The organism is Mesorhizobium sp. P3_A8 (assembly GCF_056402995.1).
In genome coordinates, this window is sequence record NZ_JBFUGI010000003.1 from 22,282 (window position 1) to 47,130 (window position 24,849).

General features: G+C 63.6%; 24 protein-coding genes. 12 read left to right on the top strand and 12 right to left on the bottom strand.

Annotation, left to right across the window (positions count from 1 at the left end; translation table 11 throughout):
* Positions 1-60: 60 nt before the first annotated feature.
* The 4 genes from AC1DX4_RS08050 (at position 61) to AC1DX4_RS08065 (ending at position 4,388) form a co-directional block, all read left to right on the top strand.
* Complete coding sequence (locus AC1DX4_RS08050) at positions 61-522, top strand: DUF4126 domain-containing protein (RefSeq protein ID WP_477219822.1); 462 nt, start codon at positions 61-63, stop codon at positions 520-522.
* Positions 519-1,895 (top strand): FAD-containing oxidoreductase, encoded by a 1,377-nt coding sequence (locus tag AC1DX4_RS08055; RefSeq protein WP_477219823.1) that lies wholly within the window; start codon positions 519-521, stop codon positions 1,893-1,895. The genes AC1DX4_RS08050 and AC1DX4_RS08055 overlap by 4 nt, the downstream gene beginning before the upstream one ends.
* A 111-nt stretch (positions 1,896-2,006) precedes the next feature.
* Positions 2,007-3,182, top strand: coding sequence for an MFS transporter (locus tag AC1DX4_RS08060; protein ID WP_477219824.1), 1,176 nt, complete (start codon positions 2,007-2,009; stop codon positions 3,180-3,182).
* 150 nt (positions 3,183-3,332) lie between these two features.
* Entirely contained in the window at positions 3,333-4,388 is a 1,056-nt protein-coding gene (locus AC1DX4_RS08065; protein WP_477219825.1) for a peptidase M14, read from the top strand.
* A 1-nt stretch (position 4,389) separates the two neighbouring features.
* On the opposite strand, the gene AC1DX4_RS08070 is transcribed toward AC1DX4_RS08065, so the two are convergent.
* A complete protein-coding gene (locus tag AC1DX4_RS08070; protein ID WP_477219826.1) occupies positions 4,390-5,160 on the bottom strand; it encodes an isocitrate lyase/PEP mutase family protein in 771 nt (256 codons plus the stop codon).
* Positions 5,161-5,480: 320 nt separating this feature from the next.
* Between AC1DX4_RS08070 and AC1DX4_RS08075 the strand changes: the two genes are divergently transcribed.
* Entirely contained in the window at positions 5,481-7,670 is a 2,190-nt protein-coding gene (locus AC1DX4_RS08075; RefSeq protein WP_477219827.1) for an anthranilate synthase, read from the top strand.
* A 5-nt stretch (positions 7,671-7,675) separates the two neighbouring features.
* Positions 7,676-8,623 carry a cation diffusion facilitator family transporter gene (locus AC1DX4_RS08080; protein WP_477219828.1) on the top strand — a complete coding sequence of 316 codons (948 nt, stop codon included), beginning with the start codon at positions 7,676-7,678 and terminating at the stop codon, positions 8,621-8,623.
* Positions 8,624-8,888: 265 nt separating this feature from the next.
* Here AC1DX4_RS08080 and AC1DX4_RS08085 read toward each other — a convergent pair whose 3' ends face one another.
* Positions 8,889-9,593 (bottom strand): DUF4272 domain-containing protein, encoded by a 705-nt coding sequence (locus tag AC1DX4_RS08085; RefSeq protein ID WP_477219829.1) that lies wholly within the window; start codon positions 9,591-9,593, stop codon positions 8,889-8,891.
* 28 nt (positions 9,594-9,621) lie between these two features.
* The gene (locus AC1DX4_RS08090; protein WP_477219830.1) at positions 9,622-10,725 is read right to left on the bottom strand and encodes a hypothetical protein; all 1,104 of its coding nucleotides are present in this window, start codon (positions 10,723-10,725) and stop codon (positions 9,622-9,624) included.
* Positions 10,726-10,820: 95 nt separating this feature from the next.
* On the opposite strand from AC1DX4_RS08090, the gene AC1DX4_RS08095 reads away from it, so the two are divergent.
* The 4 genes from AC1DX4_RS08095 to AC1DX4_RS08110 all read left to right on the top strand — a co-directional run bounded on the left by AC1DX4_RS08095 (position 10,821) and on the right by AC1DX4_RS08110 (position 13,644).
* Positions 10,821-11,258 (top strand): DsrE family protein, encoded by a 438-nt coding sequence (locus tag AC1DX4_RS08095; protein ID WP_477219831.1) that lies wholly within the window; start codon positions 10,821-10,823, stop codon positions 11,256-11,258.
* A 63-nt stretch (positions 11,259-11,321) separates the two neighbouring features.
* The gene (locus tag AC1DX4_RS08100; protein WP_477219832.1) at positions 11,322-12,104 is read left to right on the top strand and encodes an SDR family NAD(P)-dependent oxidoreductase; all 783 of its coding nucleotides are present in this window, start codon (positions 11,322-11,324) and stop codon (positions 12,102-12,104) included.
* Positions 12,105-12,167: 63 nt separating this feature from the next.
* Positions 12,168-12,476: a putative quinol monooxygenase gene (locus AC1DX4_RS08105; protein ID WP_477219833.1), complete on the top strand. Its 309-nt coding sequence runs from the start codon at positions 12,168-12,170 to the stop codon at positions 12,474-12,476.
* A gap of 67 nt (positions 12,477-12,543) precedes the next feature.
* Positions 12,544-13,644 carry an AbrB family transcriptional regulator gene (locus tag AC1DX4_RS08110; RefSeq protein WP_477219834.1) on the top strand — a complete coding sequence of 367 codons (1,101 nt, stop codon included), beginning with the start codon at positions 12,544-12,546 and terminating at the stop codon, positions 13,642-13,644.
* Between the two features lie 23 nt (positions 13,645-13,667).
* Here AC1DX4_RS08110 and AC1DX4_RS08115 read toward each other — a convergent pair whose 3' ends face one another.
* The 6 genes from AC1DX4_RS08115 to AC1DX4_RS08140 all read right to left on the bottom strand — a co-directional run bounded on the left by AC1DX4_RS08115 (position 13,668) and on the right by AC1DX4_RS08140 (position 18,567).
* Positions 13,668-14,747 (bottom strand): siderophore-interacting protein, encoded by a 1,080-nt coding sequence (locus AC1DX4_RS08115; protein WP_477219835.1) that lies wholly within the window; start codon positions 14,745-14,747, stop codon positions 13,668-13,670.
* A gap of 149 nt (positions 14,748-14,896) precedes the next feature.
* On the bottom strand, positions 14,897-16,177 hold the full coding sequence (locus AC1DX4_RS08120; protein WP_477219836.1) for an MFS transporter: 1,281 nt from the start codon (positions 16,175-16,177) through the stop codon (positions 14,897-14,899).
* Positions 16,174-16,503 carry a hypothetical protein gene (locus tag AC1DX4_RS08125; RefSeq protein ID WP_477219837.1) on the bottom strand — a complete coding sequence of 110 codons (330 nt, stop codon included), beginning with the start codon at positions 16,501-16,503 and terminating at the stop codon, positions 16,174-16,176. The genes AC1DX4_RS08120 and AC1DX4_RS08125 overlap by 4 nt, the downstream gene beginning before the upstream one ends.
* Before the next feature lie 27 nt (positions 16,504-16,530).
* The gene (locus AC1DX4_RS08130; RefSeq protein WP_477219838.1) at positions 16,531-17,040 is read right to left on the bottom strand and encodes a cysteine hydrolase family protein; all 510 of its coding nucleotides are present in this window, start codon (positions 17,038-17,040) and stop codon (positions 16,531-16,533) included.
* Positions 17,041-17,088: 48 nt separating this feature from the next.
* On the bottom strand, positions 17,089-17,550 hold the full coding sequence (locus tag AC1DX4_RS08135; RefSeq protein ID WP_477220280.1) for a MarR family winged helix-turn-helix transcriptional regulator: 462 nt from the start codon (positions 17,548-17,550) through the stop codon (positions 17,089-17,091).
* 129 nt (positions 17,551-17,679) lie between these two features.
* The gene (locus AC1DX4_RS08140; RefSeq protein ID WP_477219839.1) at positions 17,680-18,567 is read right to left on the bottom strand and encodes a LysR family transcriptional regulator; all 888 of its coding nucleotides are present in this window, start codon (positions 18,565-18,567) and stop codon (positions 17,680-17,682) included.
* 148 nt (positions 18,568-18,715) lie between these two features.
* On the opposite strand from AC1DX4_RS08140, the gene AC1DX4_RS08145 reads away from it, so the two are divergent.
* Positions 18,716-20,248: an MFS transporter gene (locus tag AC1DX4_RS08145; protein WP_477219840.1), complete on the top strand. Its 1,533-nt coding sequence runs from the start codon at positions 18,716-18,718 to the stop codon at positions 20,246-20,248.
* A gap of 2 nt (positions 20,249-20,250) precedes the next feature.
* Here AC1DX4_RS08145 and AC1DX4_RS08150 read toward each other — a convergent pair whose 3' ends face one another.
* From AC1DX4_RS08150 to AC1DX4_RS08160, 3 genes are read right to left on the bottom strand one after another with little or no spacing between them, the layout of a single operon-like run.
* The gene (locus AC1DX4_RS08150) at positions 20,251-20,565 is read right to left on the bottom strand and encodes a nuclear transport factor 2 family protein (RefSeq protein WP_477219841.1); all 315 of its coding nucleotides are present in this window, start codon (positions 20,563-20,565) and stop codon (positions 20,251-20,253) included.
* Positions 20,565-21,341: an esterase family protein gene (locus tag AC1DX4_RS08155; protein WP_477219842.1), complete on the bottom strand. Its 777-nt coding sequence runs from the start codon at positions 21,339-21,341 to the stop codon at positions 20,565-20,567. The genes AC1DX4_RS08150 and AC1DX4_RS08155 overlap by 1 nt, the downstream gene beginning before the upstream one ends.
* A 4-nt stretch (positions 21,342-21,345) precedes the next feature.
* On the bottom strand, positions 21,346-22,512 hold the full coding sequence (locus AC1DX4_RS08160) for an ATP-grasp domain-containing protein (protein WP_477219843.1): 1,167 nt from the start codon (positions 22,510-22,512) through the stop codon (positions 21,346-21,348).
* A 429-nt stretch (positions 22,513-22,941) separates the two neighbouring features.
* Here AC1DX4_RS08160 and leuA point away from each other — a divergent pair, with 429 nt between their 5' ends.
* On the top strand, positions 22,942-24,687 hold the full coding sequence (gene leuA / locus AC1DX4_RS08165) for a 2-isopropylmalate synthase (RefSeq protein ID WP_477219844.1): 1,746 nt from the start codon (positions 22,942-22,944) through the stop codon (positions 24,685-24,687).
* Positions 24,688-24,849: the final 162 nt, after the last annotated feature.

The window sequence follows — 24,849 nt, forward strand, 5'->3', positions numbered from 1 at the left end:
ATCGGACCTATGGTAGCCTGCCGTCTCAAGGCCGTCCTGGCCGGGATCGAGGGGATCAATATGCTCTATCTTCTTGCACTTCTGATCGGCGTCATTGCCGGTCTGCGCGCCATGACGGCGCCGGCGGCAGTCGCCTGGGGGGCCTATCTTGGCTGGCTGCCGGTCGCCGGCACCTGGGCGAGCTTCATGAGCCATTGGGCCGCCGTCGGCATCTTCACCATCCTCGCCATCGTCGAACTGGTCACCGACCAGCTGCCGTCGACGCCGAGCCGCAAAGTGCCGCAGCAGTTCGGCGCCCGCATCATCATGGGCGCCTTCACCGGCGCGGTGATCGGCGCAACGGGTGGTTCCACCATCGGCGGGCTGATCGCCGGCGCCATCGGCGCGGTCATCGGCACATATGGCGGTGCTGAAGTGCGCGGCCGGCTGGCGGCCGCCTTCGGCAAGGACCCGCCCGCTGCCTTCATCGAGGACGCGGTGGCGATCATCGGCGGCCTGCTGATCGTGGCGGCGGTGGCATGACGGCAAAAAGCTTCGACGCCATCATCATCGGCGCAGGACAGGCCGGCACACCGCTGGCCGGCAGGCTGAACGCAGCCGGCATGAGCGTGGCGCTGATCGAGCGCAAGCTGGTCGGCGGCACCTGCGTCAACACCGGCTGCATCCCGACCAAGACAATGGTGGCGAGCGCCTATGCCGCGCATTTGGCGCGGCGCGCCGCCGACTATGGCGTGACGATCTCCGGCCCCGTCGGCGTCGATTATGCCAAGATCAAGGCGCGCAAGGACAAGGTCTCGGGCGCCTCCCGCACCGGGCTGGAAAGCTGGATCGCCGGCATGGACAAATGCACGCTTTACCGAGGCCATGCTCGCTTCGAATCCGCCAACACGGTGCGCGTCGGCGACGACCTTTTGACCGCCCAAAAAATCTTCCTCAACACCGGCGGCCGCGCTTCGGTGCCCGACCTGCCCGGCATCCACGACATCGACTACCTGACCAATTCCTCGATGATGGATCTCGACGTCTTGCCGCGCCACCTCATCGTTGTCGGCGGCAGCTACATCTCACTAGAATTCGCGCAGATGTTCCGCCGCTTTGGCAGTGAAGTCACCGTCATCGAAAAGAGCCCGCGCCTCACCGGCCGCGAGGATGAGGATGTCTCCGCCGCCATCCTGTCGATCCTCGAAAACGAAGGCATCGCCGTCCATGTCGGTGCCGACGACATCGGCTTCACCAAGCAGGGCGGGGATATTGCCGTGACCTTCTCGGCCGGCAAGCCGCCGGCCTTCGGCTCGCACGTGTTGCTGGCTCTCGGGCGGGTGCCCAACACCGACGATCTCGGCCTCGATAAAGCCGGTGTCGCGGTCGACAGTCGCGGCTTCGTCACGGTCGACGACCAGTTGCGCACCAGCGTGCCCGGCATCTGGGCGATGGGCGATTGCAACGGCAAGGGCGCCTTCACCCACACCTCCTACAACGACTACGAGATCGTCGCCGCCAATCTGCTCGACAATGATCCTCGCAAGGTGAGCGACCGCATCGAGGCCTACGCGCTTTACATCGACCCGCCGCTCGGCCGCTGCGGCATGACCGAGGCGGCGGTGAAGAAATCCGGACGCCGGGCGCTGGTCGGTCAGCGGCCGATGACCCGCGTCGGACGCGCCGTCGAAAAGGGTGAGACGCAAGGCTTCATGAAGATCCTGGTCGATGCCGACACCAGGGAGATCCTCGGCTGTTCGGTGCTCGGCCCAGGTGGCGACGAGGCGGTGCATAGCGTGCTCGATTTGATGTACGCCAAGGCACCGGTCGACACGCTGGCGCGCGCCGTGCATATCCATCCCAATGTCTCCGAACTGCTGCCCACTATCGCCCAGGAGCTGAAACCGCTGGTCTGAGACACTTCGAGCTCTGGACTTTCTGCATCGGTGCATTGCAGCAATGTGTATTGCGCATAGCTCAACTCCTCGCGCAATCTCCGGATTGAACCGATTCAGTCTGGACGCCCCATGCCTTTGCCGATCCTTGCGCTTGCCATTGCGTCCTTCTGCATCGGCACCACCGAATTTGTCATTATGGGCCTGCTGCCCGAGGTCGCTGCCGACCTCGGCGTATCGATCCCTTCGGCAGGCCTGCTGGTCACTGGCTATGCGCTCGGCGTCGTCTTCGGCGCTCCGATCGTCGCCATGGCCACCGCGCATCTGCCGCGCAAGCCTGTGCTGGTCGGGCTGACGGCTTCGTTCGTCGTCGGCAATCTGTTCTGCGCCATCGCGCCTGACTATTGGACGCTGATGGCCGCGCGCGTCTTCACTGCTTTTGGCCACGGCGCTTTCTTCGGTATCGGCTCGGTCGTCGCCGCCAGCCTGGTGCCGCGCAACAAGCGCGCCAGCGCCATGGCGCTGATGTTTGCCGGCCTGACGCTTTCAAACATTCTGGGCGTTCCCGCCGGCACCGCCCTTGGCGAAGCCTTCGGCTGGCGCGCCACATTCATCGCCGTGGTCGGCATCGGCCTGATCTCGGTCGCGGCAATAGCCTGGCTGGTGCCGTCAAATGTCGCCGAACCAAGCGGCGGCGGCCTGCGCGGCGAATTGCGGGTGCTGGGCAAATTGCAGGTCTGGCTGGCGATGCTGATCGCTTCGCTGGCCTCGGCCAGCCTGTTTGCCGTGTTCACTTACATCAAGCCGTACCTGACCGACGTGTCCGGCCTGTCGACCTCTGCGGTTACCTGGGTGCTGCTGCTGTTCGGCGCCGGCATGACGATCGGCAACATCATCGGCGGCCGGCTGGCGGACTGGAAGCTGATGCCGACGGTCATCGGCACGCTGCTGTTGATGGCGGTGCTGTTCGTTGGCTTCATGCAGTTCGGCGCCATCGCCAGCGTCGCCATCGGCATCGTCTTCCTCTGGGGCCTGCTGATCTTCGTCGTCGTGCCGCCGCTGCAGATCCGCGTCGTCGAGGCGGCCTCGGAAGGACCGAACCTTGCCGCCACACTCAACCAGGGCGCCTTCAATGTCGGCAATGCCAGCGGTGCCTGGATCGGCGGCGTGGCTTTATCGGCCGGCGTTTCCTACGCCCACCTGCCCCTGGTCGGCGCGGTGCTCGCTTTGCTGGCGGTCACCGTTGCGGTCCTGTCGCAAGCCTTGGACCGGCGCGCGCCGGTCCCGCTTCAGGCTGCCGCGGAGTAACTGCCTGTCGCCCAAAAGTGCGTAGCGGTTTTGGGGCAACGACATGCAGCAAGGCAAAAGACTACCCTTGCGCCCATAGCGCGGCCGGCTGGACCAATCGACATCGATAGCCTCAAATGGGCATGTCTTCTCGCTCTAATGGAGGAAGTCATGCAGAAATCGATCGAACGCATTGCCGGTGACAGCGAGGGCGTTTCCTACGAATTCCCGGTGTTCCGGTTCGCCGGCGCCGACAAGGCGGCACCCTCAGCCTATCTGCAGGCGGCCCTTCATGCTGGCGAACTGCCGGGCGTCGTCGCCATCGACGCGCTGATGCCGGCGCTGAACAAGGCCGCGGCCGAGGGCCGCATCAAGGGCAACATCACCATTGTGCCCTGGGCCAACCCGATCGGCCGTGCGCAATATCATTTCGGCGAGCATCAGGGCCGCTTTCACCTGGGCACCCGCACCAATTTCAACCGCGCCTTTCCGCTGCTCACTGCGCCCGACGCCAAGCTTTTACCCGACACCAGCTTTGGTGGCGCCGACCAGCGCCTGAAGTCACGCCTGGTGCAGCTCTCGCTCGGCCACGACATCGTTCTCGACCTGCATTGCGACGACGAAGGCCTTGCCTATCTCTACATCCACACCAGCCTGTGGCCGGCCATGGCCGATTGCGCCGCCGCCATGAGCGTCGATGCGGTGGTGCTGTGGAGCGAGGACAGCGACGGCACCTTCGAGGGCGCCTCGATCATGCCCTACCAGAACGTTCCCGCCGATGTGGCGAAGTTCGACCGCCGCGTCGCAACCACCGTCGAATATCGCGGCATCCTCGACGTCGACGGCGCGCTGGCTGCCGCCGACGCCGAAGGCCTCTACCGGCTGCTGGTGGCGCGCGGCGTGGTCACCGACAGCGCGCTCCCTGCGCCCAGCCCGTTCAAAGGCGTCGTCGCTCCGTTGGAAAACATCGACATGATGCCGGCGCCCCGGGCTGGTGCTGTCCTCTACGACGTAAAACCCGGCGACCGCGTCGCCAGGGGCGATCGCCTCGCCACCATCGTCCACGCGCCGGGCGAGACCGACGGTCGCGCCGAAGTGTTCGCGCCGCAGGACGGCATCATCCTGACCCGCCGCTCGCGCCGCATCATCCGCGCCGGCGAGGATCTTTTAAAGCTGGTCGGCGACAGGAAGAGCGCCGATGCCAGGTCAGGGACGCTGGAAGACTGACCTAACCAGAAATGGCCAACCGCGCCTTGGCCTCCAGCCATTCCGCCATCTGCCGATACGGCACAGGGCCGTGGCTGATGCGGGCGACGCCGAGTTCGGCCAGCCGCTGGCGCCGCGGCACATGCGCCAGCGCGATGATGTTTACCGGCAGGTTCGTCGACTTGCAGAGCGTCTCGATCAAGCCCTCGTCGCCAAGACCCGGCGCGAAAAAGCCATTCGCTCCGGCCTTTTCATAGGCCTGCGCCCGCTCGATGGCCTGATCGAGCAGTTCGTCGTCATGCGCGTCCGGCTTCGCCTTGAGAAAAATGTCGGTGCGTGCGTTTAGGAATGCCGGAATGCCGGAAGCCTTCACGGCAGCGGCGGCGGCTTCGATGCGCGTTACCTGGACGTCGATGTCGTGCAGGCCGCTGCCGCCGACAATCTGATCTTCGAAATTGAAACCGATGGCGCCGGCGCGCAACGCCAACGTCACCGTGCGAGCAACGAATTCCGGATCGACGCCGTAGCCGCCCTCGAGGTCCATGGTGACGGGCAGGTCCACCGCACCGACGATGCGCTTGATGTTGTCGAGCGCCAGCTCCAGCGGAATTTTCTCGCCGTCGGCATAGCCAAACGCGGCCGCGACCGGCCAGCTTCCGGTGGCGATCGCCTTGGCGCCGGCCTTCTCGACGATCTTCGCCGAGCCCGGATCCCAGGCATTGTAGAGAACGATCGGGTTGCCCTTGACGTGAAGGGAATGGAACGTCCGCGCGCGCTCGGCCTGTTCGGTCATTGGTGTCTTCCCGTCTTCATGGTGTTGGATATCCAGCCTAGTCGGGACCATCGGCCCTGGCGATGTGCCATGGGCCTGGGAAGCAGCGGCCACCGAACAGACTTTTCAAACCTGTTGCGCATCCGGTTTTTCGCCGCTATGGATTTCGCCATGAACATGCGTTCGACCAAGACCATTTGGTGGTGGGCCTGCTGACAGCGGCCTGTTCGAACGCGCGTGCGTGAAAAGAGAGGGTGGCCGCAACGGAAAGTCCGGGCGGCCATTTGTTTTTTCCAAGCCAGTCCCGGGTCCGTTGCCCAACAAGCCAGATGGAGACGGCAATGACGATGCAGGTTCTGGACAACGGTGCTGAACGTTTCGTGACCGGGGGTGGCATAACCATCACCCGCGAGCGCCACGACCGGCCCTATGCGGGCGCGATCGACACCTATGTCGACGGGCTGAATTCGCGGCGCGGCGCGGTGTTTTCCTCGAATTACGAATATCCCGGCCGCTATACGCGCTGGGACACCGCCATCATCGACCCGCCTTTGGTGATCTCGGCGCGCGGCCGCGCCATGCGCATCGAGGCGCTGAACGGCCGTGGCGAAGCGCTGTTGCCGGTGATCGGCAAGACGCTCAGTGGCCTGGCCGACATCACCATCGCAGAGACGACGAAGAAGCTGATACGCCTCGACGTCGCCAAGCCCGGCAGGGTCTTCACCGAGGAGGAACGCAGCCGCGTTCCTTCGGTGTTTACCGTGCTGCGTGCCATCACTGCTTTGTTCAAAACCGCTGAAGATGCCAATCTCGGCCTCTATGGCGCCTTCGGTTACGACCTCGCCTTCCAGTTCGACCCGGTCGACTACAAGCTCGAGCGCAAGCCGAGCCAGCGTGACCTCGTCCTGTTCCTGCCCGACGAGATCCTGGTCGTCGACCATTATTCAGCCAAGGCCTGGACCGACCGCTACGACTATTCAGGCGAGGGTTTTTCGACCGAAGGCCTGTCGCGCGACGAAATCGCCGAGCCGTTCAAGACCGCCGACCGCATCCCGCCGCGCGGCGACCATGAGCCGGGCGAATATGCCAATCTGGTGCGCAAGGCGATGGATTCGTTCAAGCGCGGCGATCTGTTCGAGGTCGTGCCCGGGCAGATGTTCTATGAGCGCTGCGAGACGCAGCCGTCCGAGATTTCGCGCAAGCTGAAGTCGATCAACCCCTCGCCCTATTCTTTCTTCATCAATCTCGGCGAAGGCGAATATCTGATCGGCGCCTCGCCCGAAATGTTCGTGCGCGTCAACGGCCGCCGCGTCGAGACCTGCCCGATTTCAGGTACCATCAAGCGCGGTGACGACGCCATTTCCGATAGCGAGCAGATCCTGAAACTGCTCAACTCCAAGAAGGACGAGTCCGAGCTGACGATGTGCTCGGACGTCGACCGCAACGACAAGTCCAGGGTTTGCGAGCCGGGCTCGGTGCGCGTCATCGGGCGGCGCCAGATCGAGATGTATTCGCGCCTGATCCACACCGTCGACCACATCGAGGGCCGGCTGCGCGAAGGCATGGATGCCTTCGACGCCTTCCTGTCGCACGCCTGGGCGGTCACCGTCACCGGCGCGCCGAAACTGTGGGCCATGCGCTTCATCGAGCAGAACGAGAAGAGCCCGCGTGCCTGGTATGGCGGCGCGATCGGCATGGTCAACTTCAACGGCGACATGAACACCGGCCTGACCTTGCGCACCATCCGCATCAAGGACGGCATCGCCGAGGTGCGCGCCGGCGCCACGCTGCTCTTCGACAGCATTCCCGAGGAAGAAGAAGCCGAAACCGAATTGAAGGCATCCGCCATGCTCTCCGCCATTCGCGACGCTAAATTGGGCAATGCCGCCAGCACCGAGCGCACCACCGCGCGCGTCGGCGACGGCGTCAACATCCTGCTCGTCGACCACGAAGACTCCTTCGTCCACACGCTGGCCAACTACTTCCGCCAGACCGGCGCCAATGTCTCGACCGTGCGCACGCCGGTGCCTGAGGAAGTGTTCGAGCGGCTCAAGCCCGACCTCGTCGTGCTGTCGCCCGGACCGGGCACGCCGAAGGATTTTGACTGTGCCGCGACCATCAAGAAGGCGCGCGCCCGCGACCTGCCGATCTTCGGCGTCTGCCTTGGCCTGCAGGCGCTGGCCGAGGCCTATGGCGGGGAGCTGCGCCAGCTGCATATTCCCATGCATGGCAAGCCCTCGCGCATCCGCGTCTCCAAGCCCGGCATCATCTTCTCCGGTCTGCCCAAGGAAGTGACCGTCGGCCGCTACCACTCGATCTTTGCTGATCCGGTGCGGCTGCCTGACGACTTCATCGTCACGGCGGAGACGGAGGACGGCGTCATCATGGCCTTCGAGCACCGCAAGGAGCCGATTGCCGCGGTGCAGTTCCACCCGGAATCGATCATGACGCTCGGCCACAACGCCGGCATGCGCATCATCGAAAACATCGTCGCCCATCTGCCGCGCAAGGCCAAGGAAAAGGCAGCCTGACCTCGATGGCCGAAGCCGAGAACACGATGGCGATCGCAGCCAAGGCGGCCGCGAAGCGCAAGGTTGCCAACCTTGCCTTCTGGTCGATCGTGGTCGCCTTTGTCGTGCTCGCGCTGAAAGCAGCCGCCTGGTACATCACCGGCTCGGTAGCGCTCTATTCCGATGCGTTGGAATCGATCGTCAACGTCATTGCCTCGGGCGCCGCCTTTTGGGCGATCCAGGTCAGCTACAAGCCGGCCGACCAGGACCACCCCTTCGGTCACCACAAGGCCGAGTATTTCTCGGCGGTGCTGGAAGGCGTGCTGATCGTGCTCGCCGCACTTTTGATCCTCAACGAGGTCTGGCGCTCCTGGCAGGCGCCGGCGCCGCTGGAAAAGCCCTGGAACGGCCTTGCCGTCAACGGTATCGCCACGGTCATCAATGCCTTCTGGGCCTGGACGCTGATCCGCGTCGGCCGGGCCGAGAAATCGCCGGCGCTGGTCGCCGACGGCAATCACATCATGACCGACGTCGTCACCTCGATCGGCGTCTTCGGCGGCCTGGTCGGGGCAATCCTGACCGGCTGGCAGATCCTTGATCCCGCGCTTGCCGTCATCGTCGCGCTCAACATCCTGTGGCAGGGCTGGCATGTCATCGGCTCTTCGATGAACGGATTGATGGACCGCGCCGTCGACACCGCCGAACACATGCGCATCCGCGACATCATCTCCGCCAACTGCAAGGGCGCGCTGGAGGTGCATGACCTGAAAACCCGCATCGCCGGCCGCGCCACCTTCATCGAGTTTCATCTGGTCGTCGACGCCGACATGACGGTCGGCGCCAGCCACGTCATCTGCGACCGCATCGAGGACGCGCTGAGAGCCGAAATCCCCTCGGTGCGCGTCACCATCCACGTCGAGCCCGATGATGAGGCGAAGCTGCCGAAGGGGACGACGGCGGTGCCGTTTGCTTGAGAAAAAACTCAGGGCATCATCCTCGGGCGAGGATCTGCCGACCTCGCCGGATCGATCGCGCCATTACCGCCATGAGAGGTAACCCTTGAATGGCTCCATCCAGGCGTTGGTTCCTGAATAAGGTCTCCAAATCGGGCCGCGCCTGCTGATCAAGGGCGCGCCAACTCGGCCTCGGCAAAACCGTCAGGAACCGTCTAAGCTCGTCAAATCCAAACTCGGCAAGCGAAGTCCGATCCAAGGTAGCACCCCGCTTGCGACCGGCTCATCATGTGTCGGTCGAGATGTCATCCCATTCCTGCCCCATATACCCAATCAGCCAATTGAGCGCGTAATGACGTTCGACAACCACGTCTCGTTCCAATCCTGCCGGCGCGGCTTTCCCATTCACCCGCGCATCCACCACAGCCCAATCGTACCGATAGATCAGATCGGCAGCATCGAGAAGGTCGCTTTGCGAACGCAAATTGGCCCGCTTGAGCAGCCCTTCCGTGTCGAGGTCATGCAACATCGAAACCACACGCGACACATCGCAAGGCCTATCTGGACGCCCAAGGTCTTTGAAGACTTGCAACGCCCACAACATTACGAAAGCCCCTTCATAGCGCCAGCTAAAATTTGCCCGATCTTGCTCGGTTGCAACGGTGTTACCGACAAACGCTTGCTCTTTGGGCGTAAAAAACCCTTCTGCTCCAAACTGGCTGATCAAGTTGCTTACAAGATTTCGATCATTGGTCTCCCCTTTGACGGCCACGATCACTAGTGCGATGGCGCGCTTAACCACCTCGTCCCTCGTCCGTCGCCGACTTTCGGCTGCGGTTTCGATCGTCGGCAAATGGTCAATGAAGGGCACGCCCTCCTTCTTCAACTGCGCTGTTGAGGCCGCCTTGCGAGCCTCAGCCTCGCCTTCAGCGTTAGCGGCACCGATGAAGGCCAAGGAAGTCAGAAAACCAAGAAAGCTGCGACGCATCATGTTGATTGCCAAATAGCTGCTATAGTGATTAAGGCGCACAAGCCGATTGCGGCATTGGTTCCAGCCGATAGACCTTGTCGTCCGACTTCGTCTTGCCGTCGGCGGCCTTCGAGCAGAGATCGACGATCGCCAGGCTGCTGTTGGGATTTGCCAGCATCATCATGCCGTTGGCGCCGCGCTTGAGGAAGATTTCCTTCTGCGCGATGTCGCAGGAAAAATCGCTCATCTTCGAGCTCGCGGCACAGCGCCACTGGTCGGCCTCGCCCTGGCAGGAATAGGTCTGCGTGACCTTGCCCGATTTCAGCCGCGTGGTGACCGAGACGGCAATGTCGGCGCCGTCGGGCCAGTTGGCGACGTCACCGCCAGAGGCGTAGGAAGCGAGTTCCACCGGCCCGCGGAACACCCGGATCGACTGCGTCAGTTGGTTGGAATGCGAGCTCATATGCGCCGCATCGTAATCGCGACCATAGCAGAAGGGCTGGTCGGGCTTCAGCCGCTCGCGCAGCGGCGCCCCCAGCGCCGGATCGATCGGATCGATGCGCGCGAACTCCGCCTTGCAGGTCGCCGCCGGCATCGGGTCGAGGCGGAAATTGTCGTCCTCCGAGCCGAGCGCCTGCCTGTCGTATTCCGCCTTGCCGAGTTGCTCCTCCGAGTCCGGATCGAGGTAGATATCGGGCGACAGGTCGGACAGCAGCACCCGGCCCTTGTCGTCGACCTTCAGCGACGCCAGCGTACGGTCGCAATCCATGCCGCAGCGGATCGGGCCCGATGTGCCGTCCTCGGATTCGTGATTGCACCAGCCGCTTGCCCATTGCGGCGCCTTGGCGCCGCGCACCGTGGTGGTGACGAAGCCATTATAGGAGGTGTCGGAATTCGCGGCCGGTTCCTCGTTCGGCCTGCTAACCGGGTCATGGCCGTAGTAGAAGAAGATCCGCGCCACCTTCTGCTTCGGATGCGCCTTGAGGTGCGCCGCGTCATAGACCCGGCCGAAACAGGCGTCCGCGCCGTTCGGGCTGAGTTCCCTAAGTTTGAGCGCGTCGTCGGCGACGGCTGTGCCTGCCAGCAAACCGAGCAGCGCAACGCCAAATCCGGCGCTCGCAATTGTCTTCCATGCCCCTACCCTGAACGTCATGTGACCTCTCCTCGCATCGACAGGACGTAGCGTCAAGTTATGCTAGTATTGCGGCCGGAGCCACGCAAATCGCGGTGAAATCCAGGGAGGATGCCATGCGCCGGCGCGACATGTTCCGCGCGGTTCTTGCCGGAACCGGAACATTTCTTGGCCTGCGGGTTGTGCAGGCGGCAGCCACGGAAACCACACGGCTGAAGGTCGCCTATCACCTCAGCGATCTGGACAAGGTCAATTTCGTGCTCGGCAACATCAAGAACCACTATGAGGGCACCGGCGGCAATGTCGACATCGTGCTGGTCGTGCATGGCCCGGCCCTGGCCGCCTTCAAGTCGAAAGGCATATCGGCCGCAGTCTCCGGCCGCTTCGCCGGCCTGGTGCAGCAGGGGCTCGAGCCGCAGGCCTGCGCCAACACCATGCAGGGCATGGACATTTCGCTCGCCGACCTGCTCGCCGGTTTCCATGCCGCCGACAAGGGCGGCGTCGTCAAGCTCGTGGAACTGCAAAGCCAGGGCTATGCCTATCTCAGGCCATAGTGCACAGTCTTGACTCCGGGGCCGGGAACGGCTGGTCTCGTTGAACCCTCCGGAGGACCAGCAGTGCCCGCCACGACCGCGCTTACCATTCCCGATCTCGCCGGCAAGGCGGTACTGATCACCGGTGCCTCGACCGGCATCGGCGCGGCGCTCGCGCTGGCCTACGCCGCGCAGAAATCCAGGGTGGCGCTGCACTACAATTCAAGCCGCGATGCCGCCGAGAAGCTCGGCAAGACCATTGCCGACGGTGGCGGCGAGGTCTTCCTTGTTCAAGGCGATTTCTCCATTTCCGCCGATGTCGAACGCGTCGTCGAGGACAGTGCCCAGCATTTCGGCCGCCTCGACGGGCTGGTCAACAATGCCGGCGGCATGCTTGGCCGCGTGCCCTATGCCGAACAGACCGAAGCGCATTACGACGCGGTGATGGACCTCAATGCACGCTCGGTGCTGACCGCCTCACGCAAGGCAATGCCGTGGCTGAAGAAACAGGGCGGCTTCATCGTCAACACCTCGTCGATCGCCGCCCGCAACGGCGCCGCCGGCGGCGCCGGGCTATATGGTTCGGCCAAGGCGTTCGTTTCCAATGTCACGCGCGGCATGGCCAAGGAACTGATCGGCTTCGGCATCCGCGTCAACGCGGTGGCGCCGGGCGTCATACTCACACCCTTCCATGAGCGCTATTCGACCGAGGAGCAGATAAGGGGCATGGTCGCCACCATTCCGCAGGGGCGCGCCGGCACCGCCGAAGATTGCGTCGGCGCCTATCTGTTCCTCTCGTCCGATCTGTTGAGCGGCTATATCACCGGCCAGGTGATCGAGGTGAACGGCGGCCAGTTGATGCCGTGACCGGCTATCTGCATACTGAAAGCCCGCATACTCTTGTCGGAGACTTTGAAGGGAGACAACAGAATGTACGGACTGATCGGCAAGATGCGGGCATCGCGCGGCCAGCGCGACGCGGTCATGGACGTGCTGCGCGACAGCACCGGCGCCCTGCCCGGTTGCCTGAGTTACATCATCGCCCGCGACCCTGCGGATGCCGATGCGATCTGGGTCACTGAAGTGTGGACCGACGCCGAAAGCCACAAGGCCTCGCTGCAGCTTCCGGAAGTCCAGGCGGCCATCGCCAAGGCACGCCCCTTCATCGCCGGCTTCGAGTTCCAGGTGGAAACCCATCCCGTCGGCGGCTTCGGGTTGGTTGACGGCAAGACGGGCTGAGACCTGCGTTCAGCTTTTTCAGCACGGCGGGGTTCGCATAGCCCCGCTTCGCGTCTAAGACCGAGAAATGGATTCCTCGGCGCAGCAGCCTCCTGACCAGCCCGCCATTGAGCGTATGGCGCGGATCGGCAGGCCCTGGCAATGGCTGATCCTGCTCACCATCTCCGCGCTGTTTGCCGGTGCGCTCGAACTCGCCGCTCTGCCGGCGGCGCTGCTGATCGGGCCGATGCTGGCGGCCATCGTCGCCGGCACCAATGGCGCCACGGTGCGCGTGCCGCGCCTGCTGTTCGGCTCCGCCCAGGCAATCGTCGGCTGCCTTGTCGCCGCGTCGATCTCGGCTGACATCTTTCCCGTCTTCTATCAGGAATGGCCGCTCTTCCTTGGCGTGGTGATCGCCACTGTCGCGGCCTCCAGCCTGCTTGGCTGGCTGATCAGCCGCTGGCGCATCCTGCCCGGCACCACCGCCGTCTGGGGCTCCTCGCCGGGTGCAGCCACCGCCATGGTGCTGATGGCTGGCGCATTCGGCGCCGACCAGCGCCTCGTCGCCTTCATGCAGTATCTGCGCGTCATTTTCGTTTCGATGACTGCGGCGATCGTCGCCAAGATGTGGGTCGACACATCGGGCATCGAAGTCCCGGCCATCGTCTGGTTTCCGCCGATCGATGCCCAGGCCTTCGCCGCTACGTCAGGCATCGCGCTGGTCGGCGGGCTGGCGGGTAAGCTGTGCCGGCTGCCCTCGCCCTTCTTCCTCGGCACCTTCATCTTCGGCACCGTCATCCATCTCGGCCTGGGGGTTGAAATACAATTGCCGCCTTGGCTGCTGGCGGTCAGCTACGCCATGGTCGGCTGGTCGATCGGGCTCAACTTCACCAAGCCGATCCTGCGCCATGCGACGCGTGCATTGCCGCAGATCATCGCCTCGATCGTGGCGCTGATCGCCTTTTGCGGCGGGCTCGCCTTCCTGATCAGCCATCTCTTGGGCATCGATCCGCTGACCGCCTATCTGGCGACCAGCCCCGGCGGCATGGACAGCGTTGCCATCATCGCCGCCGCGGCGCAAAACGTCGACATCTCCTTCGTCATGGCGCTGCAATCGGCGCGCTTCCTGATCGTGCTGCTGGTCGGCCCGAGCGTCGCGCGGCTGGTGGCCAGAAGCATCCGGGACTGACCTGCTTCGGCGCCGGCGGCGCCTTATTCCTCGCCGCCCCCATTCTCGCCCGGCGCGCCACGGCGCCAATAGGCGGTGACCAGATGCCTGTCGCGGGGCAGGCCCCATTCCTTGCGCACGATCTTACGGATCTCGCGGAAGTCGGCGAATTCGCATCCGGCCCAGACGAAGAGACCGTCGGCAAGTGCGGCGTGGCTGCGCTCCCTGAGCGCGGCCGGCAGCAGGCCGGTGGCGCCGGCCTCGCGGCCATGCCGGTAGAGCCAGGTGATGTCGATGTTCCCGCCTTGCGGCAGCTCGATCCGATCATCCGGACCATCGACTTCGATGAGCGCCTCCACTCGGGTTGACGGCGGCAGCTGCTCGAGGATCCTGCCGATAGCTGGCAGCGCGGTGTCGTCACCGACGAGAAGCAGGGTCCGCGCCTCCGGCGCATCGCCGCCACCGGGTCCGATCATGCCGATCACGTCTCCCGCCCGAGCATTCTGCGCGAAGACGGCGGCTGGCGTATCCTGGCCGGGATGCAGCACAAAATCGACATCGAGCCAGCCGCTTGCCGCATCGATTGCCCGGATCGTGTAGACTCGGACGGTTAGCGCATCCACGCCCGTGGGCCAGACAAGCAGGCCGTCAGTGCCCATGGAGGGCCAGACCGGCCGCCGGCCACGCGGCGGCAACAGCAGCCGCATGTGCAGGCCGCCATGGCTGAAGCGGTCGAGATCCGCACCGGCGAAGCGCAGGCGCTGCATGTGCGGCGAAATCCGCATCGACGACATCACCGTTATCTCGCGGAAGAAGACCGGCGTGCCGGCATCGCTGCCGTCGCCTTGCCAGCGCAATCCACTGGCCGCGCCGAGATGCTGGGCGACATGGCCGGCAACCGTCATCTTCATATAGGACAGGCAGGTTTCGTCCGTAGCCGCGACGTGGATCAGCATGGCATCGCCTTCGAGCGTGGCGCTCAACGACCCATAATACAGGCGAAGCTCCCAGCGATCGGCAGCGCCGGTTTCGATCTCGAATTCGCCGTGCTCGGCGCGCAGATGCTCGATCGCTGATATGATCGCCGCGTCGCTGATCCGGGTTTGCGCACTCAATTGATCCATCGCTGAAATCCTTCAATAGCGGTTCAAACGAAGCCGCCGAAAGATCCTGGCCTCGTCGCTATCGTCGGGCATGCCACAGCGCTGTCGGGGTTTCCACAGGAAACATGACTTCAGTAATCATATTTTATAAGGGCGCTGGAGAGGGAGGCCTATGCTGGCTCGGCTTTGCCATCATCTAGGCCGAAGCGCAGACGCCCTGCCTCGATCCGCACGCGCAGGTGGCGATACGTCACGAGATAGCGGACCCCGACGATAACAGCCGCAAAGCCGGCAACAGCGCCCACGCCAAGCGCCCAGCGCGGGCCGACATGATCGGCTACCCAACCAACCAGCGGCGCGCCGACCGGAGTGCCACCCAGCGCTACGGCCAGCAGTATCGCCATCACACGCCCGCGCATGGCAGGCTCGGTGGAGAGTTGCACAAGGCTGATCGTCGAGGTGGTCATCGTCTGCGCGGAGACGCCGATGACGACAAGCGTAAGGCCGAACAGCCAGTAATTTGGCATCACCGCAGCCAGCGCGAAACCGAGGCCGAAGATCGCGGCACCCACAAGAAGAAACGCCAGTCGAGGCTGCTCGCGCCTTGCGGCAAGCAGTGCGCCGGTGACCGATCCGATCGCCATGGTCGACGTCAACAGCCCGTACTGGCTGGCGCCCGCGTGAAAGACGGAGACGGACATGGTCGAAATGAAGATCGGGAAGTTGAGCCCGAACGTGCCGATCAGGAAAAGTATCAGAAGGATGGCTCGAAGGTCGGAGCGCTTCCAGACATAGCGGAAGCCATCAGCAAGGCTCCCCCGGCTTGGCAACGCCTTGTCCTTCAGATGCAGTTCACCGACACGCAGCAGGCCAAGCGAAGAGAGCACAGCGGCAAACGAGGCCGCGTTGATCAGGAAGACCCAGCCGGAGCCGACGGACGCGATCAGGACACCGGCGACGGCAGGGCCAATCATCCGCGCCGCATTGAATGAGGTGGAATTCAGCGCCACGGCGTTCGACAGGTCTTTCTCGCCGACCAGATCCGAGACGAATGTCTGGCGCGCCGGCGCATCGAACGCTGTCGTGCAGCCGAGCAGGAAGGCGAAGACATAGACCTGCCACAACTGCACCAGTCCGGAGACGGTGAGCAGGCCAAGGCCGAGCGCAAGCAGGCCCATGGCGCCCTGCGTGGCGAGCAGCAGCTTGCGCCTATCGAGATGATCGGCGGCAAAGCCCGTCCATGGCAGCAGAAGGATCTGCGGCGCGAACTGCAGCGCCATCACCACACCCATGGCGGTCGCGTTGTTGTGGGTCAGTTGCGTCAGCACCAGCCAGTCCTGCGCGGTGCGCTGCATCCACGTCCCCACATTGGACACGATCGCGCCGCCGGCCCAGATCCGGTAGTTGAAGTTGGCCAGCGAACGGAACGTGCCTTTTGCCGCAGCGCTCATCCGTCGGCCGGGGAATTGCCGCCGTTGAAGCGGCCGAACATGCGCGCCGTCATCACCCCCATGAGGAGGGTGCCCAGCCCCAACGCGAGTACGTCAGCCGTGGATCGCAGATCGAAACCTCCGACACGGAGCACCAGAAGATAGCCGATCGCGAGGTTGAGAAATCCCCACAGAACGTTCACTGTCGAGGAGGAATGGCCCTGGCCACGCGGTGTGGCGAAGGGGCTTTGAAACGGCCGTCCCATCACGCCGCTGACAAAATGCGGCACGGCATTCGTCAGCACGGCGCCACCGAAGAAATAGGCCACGCAGTCAATCCATTGCATCGTCAGGCGCTCCTTTTTGTCAGGAGATCAAGAATGTCCCGTGTCGTGCGCGATGCTGGCGGCGTGGGCATCGAGGCTCATGTCGGTCATGGCGTCCAGCGCCAGCGTAACGTTGAAGCCGAGATCACGGGCATGGCGCGCTGTCGCTTCGACGCCCATGCTGGTGGAGACGCCGACGATCACCACCTGGGTGACGCCCTCGCCTTTCAGCCAGGCTTCGAGGTCGGTGTTGACGAAGGCGCCCGCCGTGCGTTTGGTCACGATGTGGTCGCTCGGCTGCTGCTTCAACTCAGGGACAAGATCAGCCCAGCCGGCCGGAAATTCCCGCACGCGAGGCGCCTGCTCCGTCCGGCCGGAAGGCGCGCCGGCAACGTTGACCAGCACGACCGGCAAGCCGCCGCCGCGGAACGCTTCGGCGAGTGTGCAGGCCTGTTCCACGATCTCAGCCATTGGATGGACAGTGGGCAAGGAGACGATGCCCTTCTGCAGGTCGATGACGACGAGTGCAGTTTTCTGGTCAAGCGTGGTGACTGCCATCCCTATTTTCCTTCCGATGATTGAAACAGCGGCGCGCCAGACGATTGGTCAGAAGTCGGCGAGGCGGCTGAGCAGTTCGACGGCGCCTGCGAGTTGCTGCTGCTCCTCGCTGTCAAGCTTCGATTGAATGGCGCGGAACAACCAATCCTGCCTTGCCGCCCGTCCGGTCGCGATCATGTCCCGGCAGGCTGATGTGAGCGACAGCAGGGTCTGCCGGCCATCGGCCGGATCCGGCGCCCCTTCCACCAGACCGGCCATTTGCAGAGCCGAGACAATGGCGCCCATCGATTGCGGACGCATATCCTGAGCGCGCGCCAGCGTCGTGACCGTCGCCGGACCCTCTCGGTCAAGATGCAGCACCACCGACTTCTGCGACGAGGTCAGATCGCCGTCGCCTGCCTGTTCACGCAGGCGCCGGATCAGCCTGCCGGCGACGACCCGAAGCTCGGCCGCCAAAGCCATCGCATGCATAGTTTCGGGGTCGTTCTGCGGAGGCAATTGATCCTTCATGGCTGCTTTGTAGCAGATATGAAGGTAAACTTCAAAGTTTAACTTCACATTTGGCAATCACAAGGCCGTGACCTCAGGCCGACCAAAGCCCGTGTCGTCTGGCCGGCAGAGCTCGTGCCCGCTGGCCGGCTATCGCGGCGCCGAAAGGCGTTCGGGAAGGAAATCGACGAAGACGCGCACCTTCGGTGACAGATGGCGATTGGAGGGCCACAGCATCCTGAATTGGCCACGGCCGTCGATATGATCGTCCAGGACGATCCGCAGCTTGCCGTCGTGCAGCGCCTCGCGGACCAGGAAATCGGGCATGCAGGCGATGCCGAGGCCGGCCATCGTGGCGCCCTTCAACGCTTCCATGTTGTTGCAGGTCAGCATCGAGCGGATCTGTGGCTCAGCGCTTCCGGTGATGAACGGCCATTCCAGCAGCCTGCCGCTGTTGAGAAAGCGGAAGTTTATGCCGAAATGGCTGATGAGATCCGCCGGCACGCCGGGAGTGCCGTGGCGGTCGAGATAGGAGGGCGCCGCGCACAACAGCATGCGAAAAGGTGCAACGGGTCTCGACACCAATCGTGAATCGGGCAGTTGGCCGCTGCGAATGGCAACGTCGATGCCTTCCTCGATGACGTCGACGATGCGATCGTTGAAATCGATGTCGAGCTCGATTTCGGGATAGCGCGCCATGAACTCCGACAGCACCGGCAAAAGCAGATGATAGGTGACGATCGGGGTCGAGACGCGCAGCCGTCCGTGCGGCGTCTCCCGCGTCCGCGACAGCATCGCCTCGGCGTCGTCGATGTCGTCGAGGATGCGCCGCACCCGCTCGTTGAACAGCCTGCCCTCTTCCGTCAGGCCGATGCGCCGCGTGCTGCGTTGCAAGAGCCGCACGCCGAGTTCCTGCTCGAGCCTCGCGACGCTCTTGCCGACAGCGGAAGCCGAAATGCCGAGCGCACGCCCGGCGGCAATGAAACTGCCGAACTCGGCGGTGCGAGCGAAGGCCAGGAGGCCACTGAGACGATCCATCGCATTCTTCCATTCGAGCGTTTCAGTCCGGTATATCAGGAGATATAATACCATTTTTCCTGAAAGGCCGTCGACTTATCTTGTCGTTACGACCGGCGCCACGACCCACGCGGCATGCCGGCGGATGCTGCTTCAGATAGGAAAATCCATGACCTCGAAGATCACAACCGGCTCGGCCGAGAGATGGCTCGTGCTGTTGTCGGTATGCCTTGCCGCGATGACCATGCCCTTGACCTTCACCGGCCCGGCCGTCGCACTCTCCCGCATCGCGGCCGATCTCGGCGGCAGCCCGATCGCGCTCAACTGGGTGACGAACGCCTTCATGCTGACCTTCGGCGCCAGCCTGATGGCGGCTGGAGCGCTGGCCGACAACCACGGCCGCAAGCGCATCTTCCTTGCCGGCCTCTGCCTCTATGTCCTGGCGTCACTCGGCGCCATGCTGGCGCCCGACATCGTCTGGTTCGACATCTTCAGAGCCGTGCAAGGGATCGGCAGTGCCCTGGCCTTCGCCGGCGGCGCCTCGGCGCTTGCCCAGGAATTCGAAGGGCCGCTGCGGCTGCGCGCCTTCTCCTTCCTCGGCACCAGTTTCGGCATCGGCCTCGCCTTCGGTCCGATCGCCTCGGGCCTGCTCATCTCGGCATTCGGCTGGCGGTCGATCTTTGTTCTGGTCGCAGCACTGGCGATCGCCTCGGGAGTGCTGGGCCTGCGCACCATCAGGGAATCGCGTGACCCGGACGCGACCGGCCTCGACTGGGTGGGCGCCGGCACCTTCACCATAGCGCTGGTCTCGCTGACCTATGGTGTCCTGCAGGCGCCGCAGAGCGGTTGGGCCGATCCCCTCGTCATCGCCCTGCTCGCGGCGGCGATCCTCTTCTTCACCGCCTTCGTTATCGTCGAGCGGCGTGTGCGCCGGCCGATGCTCGATCTCACGCTGTTTCGCTTTCCTCGTTTCGTAGGCGTCCAGTTTCTGGCGGCGGCACCCGCCTATGGCTTCGTCGTCCTGCTCGTGCTGTTGCCGATCCGTTTCATCGGCATCGAAGGGATGAGCGAGATCAAGGCCGGGCAATTGATGATCTGCCTGTCGGGACCGTTGCTGATCCTGCCCTTGCTTGCCGGCCAGCTGGCGCGCTGGATCCCGCCGGCCACGATCTGCGGCGCGGGCCTGCTCATCGCCGCCGCCGGCCTCGTCTGGCTGAGCCTGACACCACCGGTCGACGTCGCACTGGTGGCGCCGCTGGTGCTGATCGGCGTCGGCATCGCCCTGCCCTGGGGATTGATGGACGGGCTTGCCGTCAGCGTCGTGCCGCGGGAGCGCGCCGGCATGGCGGTCGGCATATTCAACACCACGCGTGTCGCCTGCGAGGGTGTGGCGGTGGCGATCGTCATGGCGATCCTGTCGGGCTTCACTGCCGCGCAGCTCGCCGCCCAGGGAGCATCTTCCAGGGATGCCGCAGCAGCAGCGCAGTTGCTGGTGACCGGCAATGTCGGTGAAACGGCGCAGCATCTGCCGACGGCCAGCACCCTTGCTTTGGTCCAGGCCTACGAGACGGCGTTCGACAGGCTGCTGATCGTGCTGGCGGCAATCACCGTCGTCACCGCCCTTGTCGTCTTCCTCGGCCTGCGTCGCGGATCGGCCGCGGAACATGAGACCGTCCCGCTGCCGGCATGCCAGGAAGGCTAATGTCAGCTGATGACAAGGCTCGCTATGCGGTCGCCATCCAGCGTGAAGGTCATGTCACCCTCGCCGTTGAAGCCCTTGCCTTCGACGGCGATGCGGACGCGATACGTACCTTCAGCCGGCGTGATGCTGACGATGCTGAGATGCGATTTCACGCCGATATTGTCCGACTGGTTCCAGCGGGCGATCTGCTCGCGGCCCTGGAACGATCGTCCCCAGTCCCTCAAGAACGCATCGTCGGCAAAGGTGCCAAGAAAGGCTTCAGTGTCTCCTTCATTGGTGGCCTCGACGAAGCGGCGGATGGGGTCGGGTGTGGTCATCAATCCAGCCGGTGCATCAGATCATCATCCAGCCAGCGGCCGAAGAAATAGACCAGCTGCTTGTGCCACCATGGCCAGTCATGGCTGACGTCGCCGCCCCAATAATCGACCCAGGCCGGAATGGATTTGTCGCGCAGGATTTGTTCCAGCCGACGCGTCTCGACCAGCATGCGCTCTTCCCAGGCGCCCTGCCCGCAGCAGAAGATCAGCCTCAGCGCCTTCAGCCGCGCCAGCAGTTTTGCGTCGACAATGCCGGGCAGATAATCGAGCGGCGAGTTGTAGAAGATGTCGCCGTCGAGCGCCTTGCCGAAGAAATCGCGGGCCGAATAGACCCCCGACAGCGAGATGACGCCGCAGGCGAGTTCGGGAAAACGGAAGACGAAATTCGAGGAATGGTAGCCGCCCATCGAGCAGCCTGAAAACAGCGGCTTCAGCTGGCGCCCGCCATTGGCGGCCGATGCGGTGGACAGGATTTCCGGCAGCGCCTCCTCGCGCACATAGCGGAAATAGGCCTCGTGCCGCGCGATGCGGTGTGCGGGGTCGGCATGCTTGTCGAAGAAGGATTCCGAATCGACGCCGTCGACCGTGAACAGCTGGATGCGGCCGGTGTCGATGAATTCGCCAAGCGCGCCCACGCCGCCGGAATCCTCGAACTGATAGAACCGTCCCTGCGAGGTCGGGAACACCACCACCGGCCGGCCGGCATGGCCATAGCGCTTGTATTCCATGTCGCGGCCGAGCTTGTCCGAGAAATGCTTGTGATAGGAGATGTCCATGGCCTCAGGCCTTTTCCGCGTGGACATAGGCGACCGCTTCGCGCAGATCAGCCTGATCCTTCGAGCGCATCTGGTAGGCGTAATTTCCCATGGCGCGGCTGAAAACCTCTTCTATCGGCTGATGGTGGACGATCTTGTCGCGGTGCGCGGCTAGCACGTCCTCGTGGCTGTGCAAATAGTGGAGGTGCCGCTTGCGGCTGGCATAGGCGGTGAAATACTTGCCCTCATAGGGGCCGCCGGCGGCGTCCTTGACCACCATGTCGGCCCAGGCTGCGTACACATCGATATCGAACGTGTAGTTGATGGCGTCGGTCATCCAGGCGCCGGGCGGCCGCATGTTGACCTCCAGCGCGATGATCCGGTCGTCCCTGGTCTCGAACAGTTCGATATGGAAGAAGCGCTCGCGCACGTCGAACGCCTTGAGGATCTTGCGGCCGGCCTCCTCGACAACAGGCCGGATCCGGGGAAAGCAGGTGTAACTCATATGGCGGTCCTTGTTGACCACCTCCATGACGCTCTGGTCGTAGCGGTGGCTCGCCGCCAGCACCACCTCGCCGTCGCGGTTGACCAGCCCGTCATAGGTCACTACCAGCCCCTCGATGAACTGCTCCATGACGAAGGTGACGTCCTCGGGCTTGTCCCGGAAGAACTGGTCGAGTTCTGCTGTGTTGGAGATCTTGAAGGTGTTGGAAGCGCCAGAGCCCGAATCCGGCTTCACCACGACGGGATAGCCGACGCGGCGGATGAAGGTCATGGCGCCGGCACGGTCGGAGCATTTGCGCTGCGCGATGGTCTCGACGCCGCTCTTGCGGAAGAAGGCGCGCATGCGGCTCTTGCGCTTCAGATTCTTCACGAAATCGAGCTTGGTACCGTAGATATTGAAGTCGGTGCGGATGTTGGCTTCCAGTTCCAGCCAATGCTCATTGAGCGATTCGAAGCGGTCGATGCGGCCCCATTTGTGGATGAAATGGCCAATCGCCCGGAACACCGCATCGTAGTCCTCCATGTCGGCGATACGGTAATATTCCGAAAGCGCTGCCTTCAGCCTGCCGTCCAGCGCCTGATAGGGCGCATCGCCAATGCCGAGCACAGTGGCGCCGGCTTTCTTCAGCCGGTCGCAGAAATCGGCGCCATTGGCCGGAAAATGCGGCGAGAAGAACACGAAATTCATGGACAATCCCCTCTCGGTAACAAGGCACCGCAGCCCCGCCTCCGGTCAAGTCTGGCGCATTTGCGGCGCGTGGGGAAGAGCGTCCGCATCAGGGACAATGTTCAACAGATTCAGCACCCCGCTTGCCTCTGCGGGGGCGCTCCTGTATGAGAACCGCCATGAACACGCGCGCCATCACCGCTTCCCGTCAGACCGGCTTTGCCGGCGAGACCGTGCGCGCGCTTGCCTCGACCCTGCTTCTTCTCGGCCTTATCGGCGATCGCCGGGTTCGCTGAAGGAGCGCCCGGCGGTCGAACCGCCGCGCAAGCGCATGCTCCTTGGCCAGTCTCGAAATTGGCAGTCACATCAAGCGAACGAAAATCTGGTAAAGGCGCCACTCGCCAGCAATCCGTCCAGGACGGATCCGAGGGCCGCCGGGAGAACAAGACGATGAACGCACGAGAACAAATCCGCCCTGATGCCGCGGGTGCCGGCAAGGATGTTCAGCCAACCCGCGGCATGCCCGACGCGGCCCGCAAATATCAGCCCTATCCGACCGTTGGTCTCACCGACCGGACCTGGCCCTCGAAGGTGATCGACAAGGCGCCGATCTGGTGCTCGGTCGACCTGCGCGACGGCAACCAGGCGCTGATCGATCCGATGGGCCATGAGCGCAAGGCACGCATGTTCGGCCTGCTGCTCGACATGGGCTTCAAGGAGATCGAGATCGGTTTCCCCTCGGCCTCGCAGACCGATTTCGACTTCGCCCGCTGGTGCATCGAGGAAGGCAATGTGCCCGCCGATGTGTCACTGCAGGTGCTGGTGCAGTGCCGGCCCGAACTGATCACCCGCACCTTCGAGGCGCTGAAGGGCGCCACCAACCCGATCGTGCATTTCTACAATTCGACCAGCGAATTGCAGCGCCGCGTCGTCTTCGAAAAAGACGTCGGCGGCATCAAGCGCATCGCCACCGACGCGGCCAAGATGATCACCGACATGGCGGCTAAGGCCGGCGGCGGCTATCGTTTCGAATATTCGCCGGAAAGCTTCACCGGCACCGAGCTCGAAGTCGCGCTGGAGATCTGCAACGCCGTCACCGAGATCGTCAGGCCGACTTCAGACAACAAGCTGATCATCAACCTGCCGTCGACGGTCGAGATGTCGACGCCCAACATCTATGCCGACCGCATCGAATGGATGTGCCGCAATCTCGACAACCGCGAAAACCTGATCATCTCGCTGCATCCGCACAATGACCGCGGCACCGGCATCGCCACCACCGAGCTCGGCCTGATGGCAGGTGCGGACCGCGTCGAAGGCACGCTGTTCGGCAATGGCGAGCGCACCGGCAATGTCGACATCGTCACGCTGGCGCTCAACATGTACACGCAAGGCGTCGATCCGGGCATCGACTGCTCCGACATCAACCGGATGAAGGACGTCTACGAATATTCGAACCAGCTGAAGATCTCCGAGCGCCACCCCTATGTCGGCGAACTCGTCTACACCGCCTTTTCCGGCTCGCACCAGGACGCCATCAACAAGGGCATGAAGGCCTTGAAGAAGGCCAACACGCCGGTGTGGGAAGTGCCTTACCTGCCGATCGACCCGGCCGATGTCGGCCGCAGCTACGAGGCGATCATTCGCATCAACTCGCAGTCGGGCAAGGGCGGCATCGCCTATGTGCTGCAGGCCGACTACGGCCTCAATTTGCCGCGCAATCTGCAGATCGAGTTCAGCCAGGCGATCCAGGCGATCACCGACGCCGAAGGCAAGGAGGTGCCGGTCAAGCGCATCCATGACCGCTTCCTCGAAACCTATGTCGACCAGCCGGGCGCGCGCCTGAAATTCCTCGACCACCACACCTATCCTGACACCGAGGTCAAGGGCCGGCGTGTGGTCGAGGCGGTCATCCTCGACAACGGCAAGGAAGTGACGATTACCGGCACCGGCACCGGCCCGATCGACGGCTTCGTCGATGCGCTGTCGCGCCATGTCGGCGTCGAGATGTCGGTGCTCGATTATTCCGAGCACTCGATGCAGCGCGGCTCGAATGCGTCGGCGATTTCCTATGTCGAAATGGAATATCCCGGTGGCAAGCTGTTCGGCGCCGGCATCAACACCAACATCGTCGCCGCCTCGCTGGAAGCGGTGACTTCGGCCGCCAACCGTATCGTCGGCCGCAAGGCGCGGTAGCGTTTATCGATGATTGGCGCGAGATCTGAACGGCTCTCGCGCCAATCATTTTTTCAAGCCCGAACAAGGCCTTGGCCTCGAATGGCTGATACTGGCGGCGGCTCTCCTCATGGAGCCGACATCGGCCGCGCCATTAACCACCGGAAAATTATCCGGTTAGGT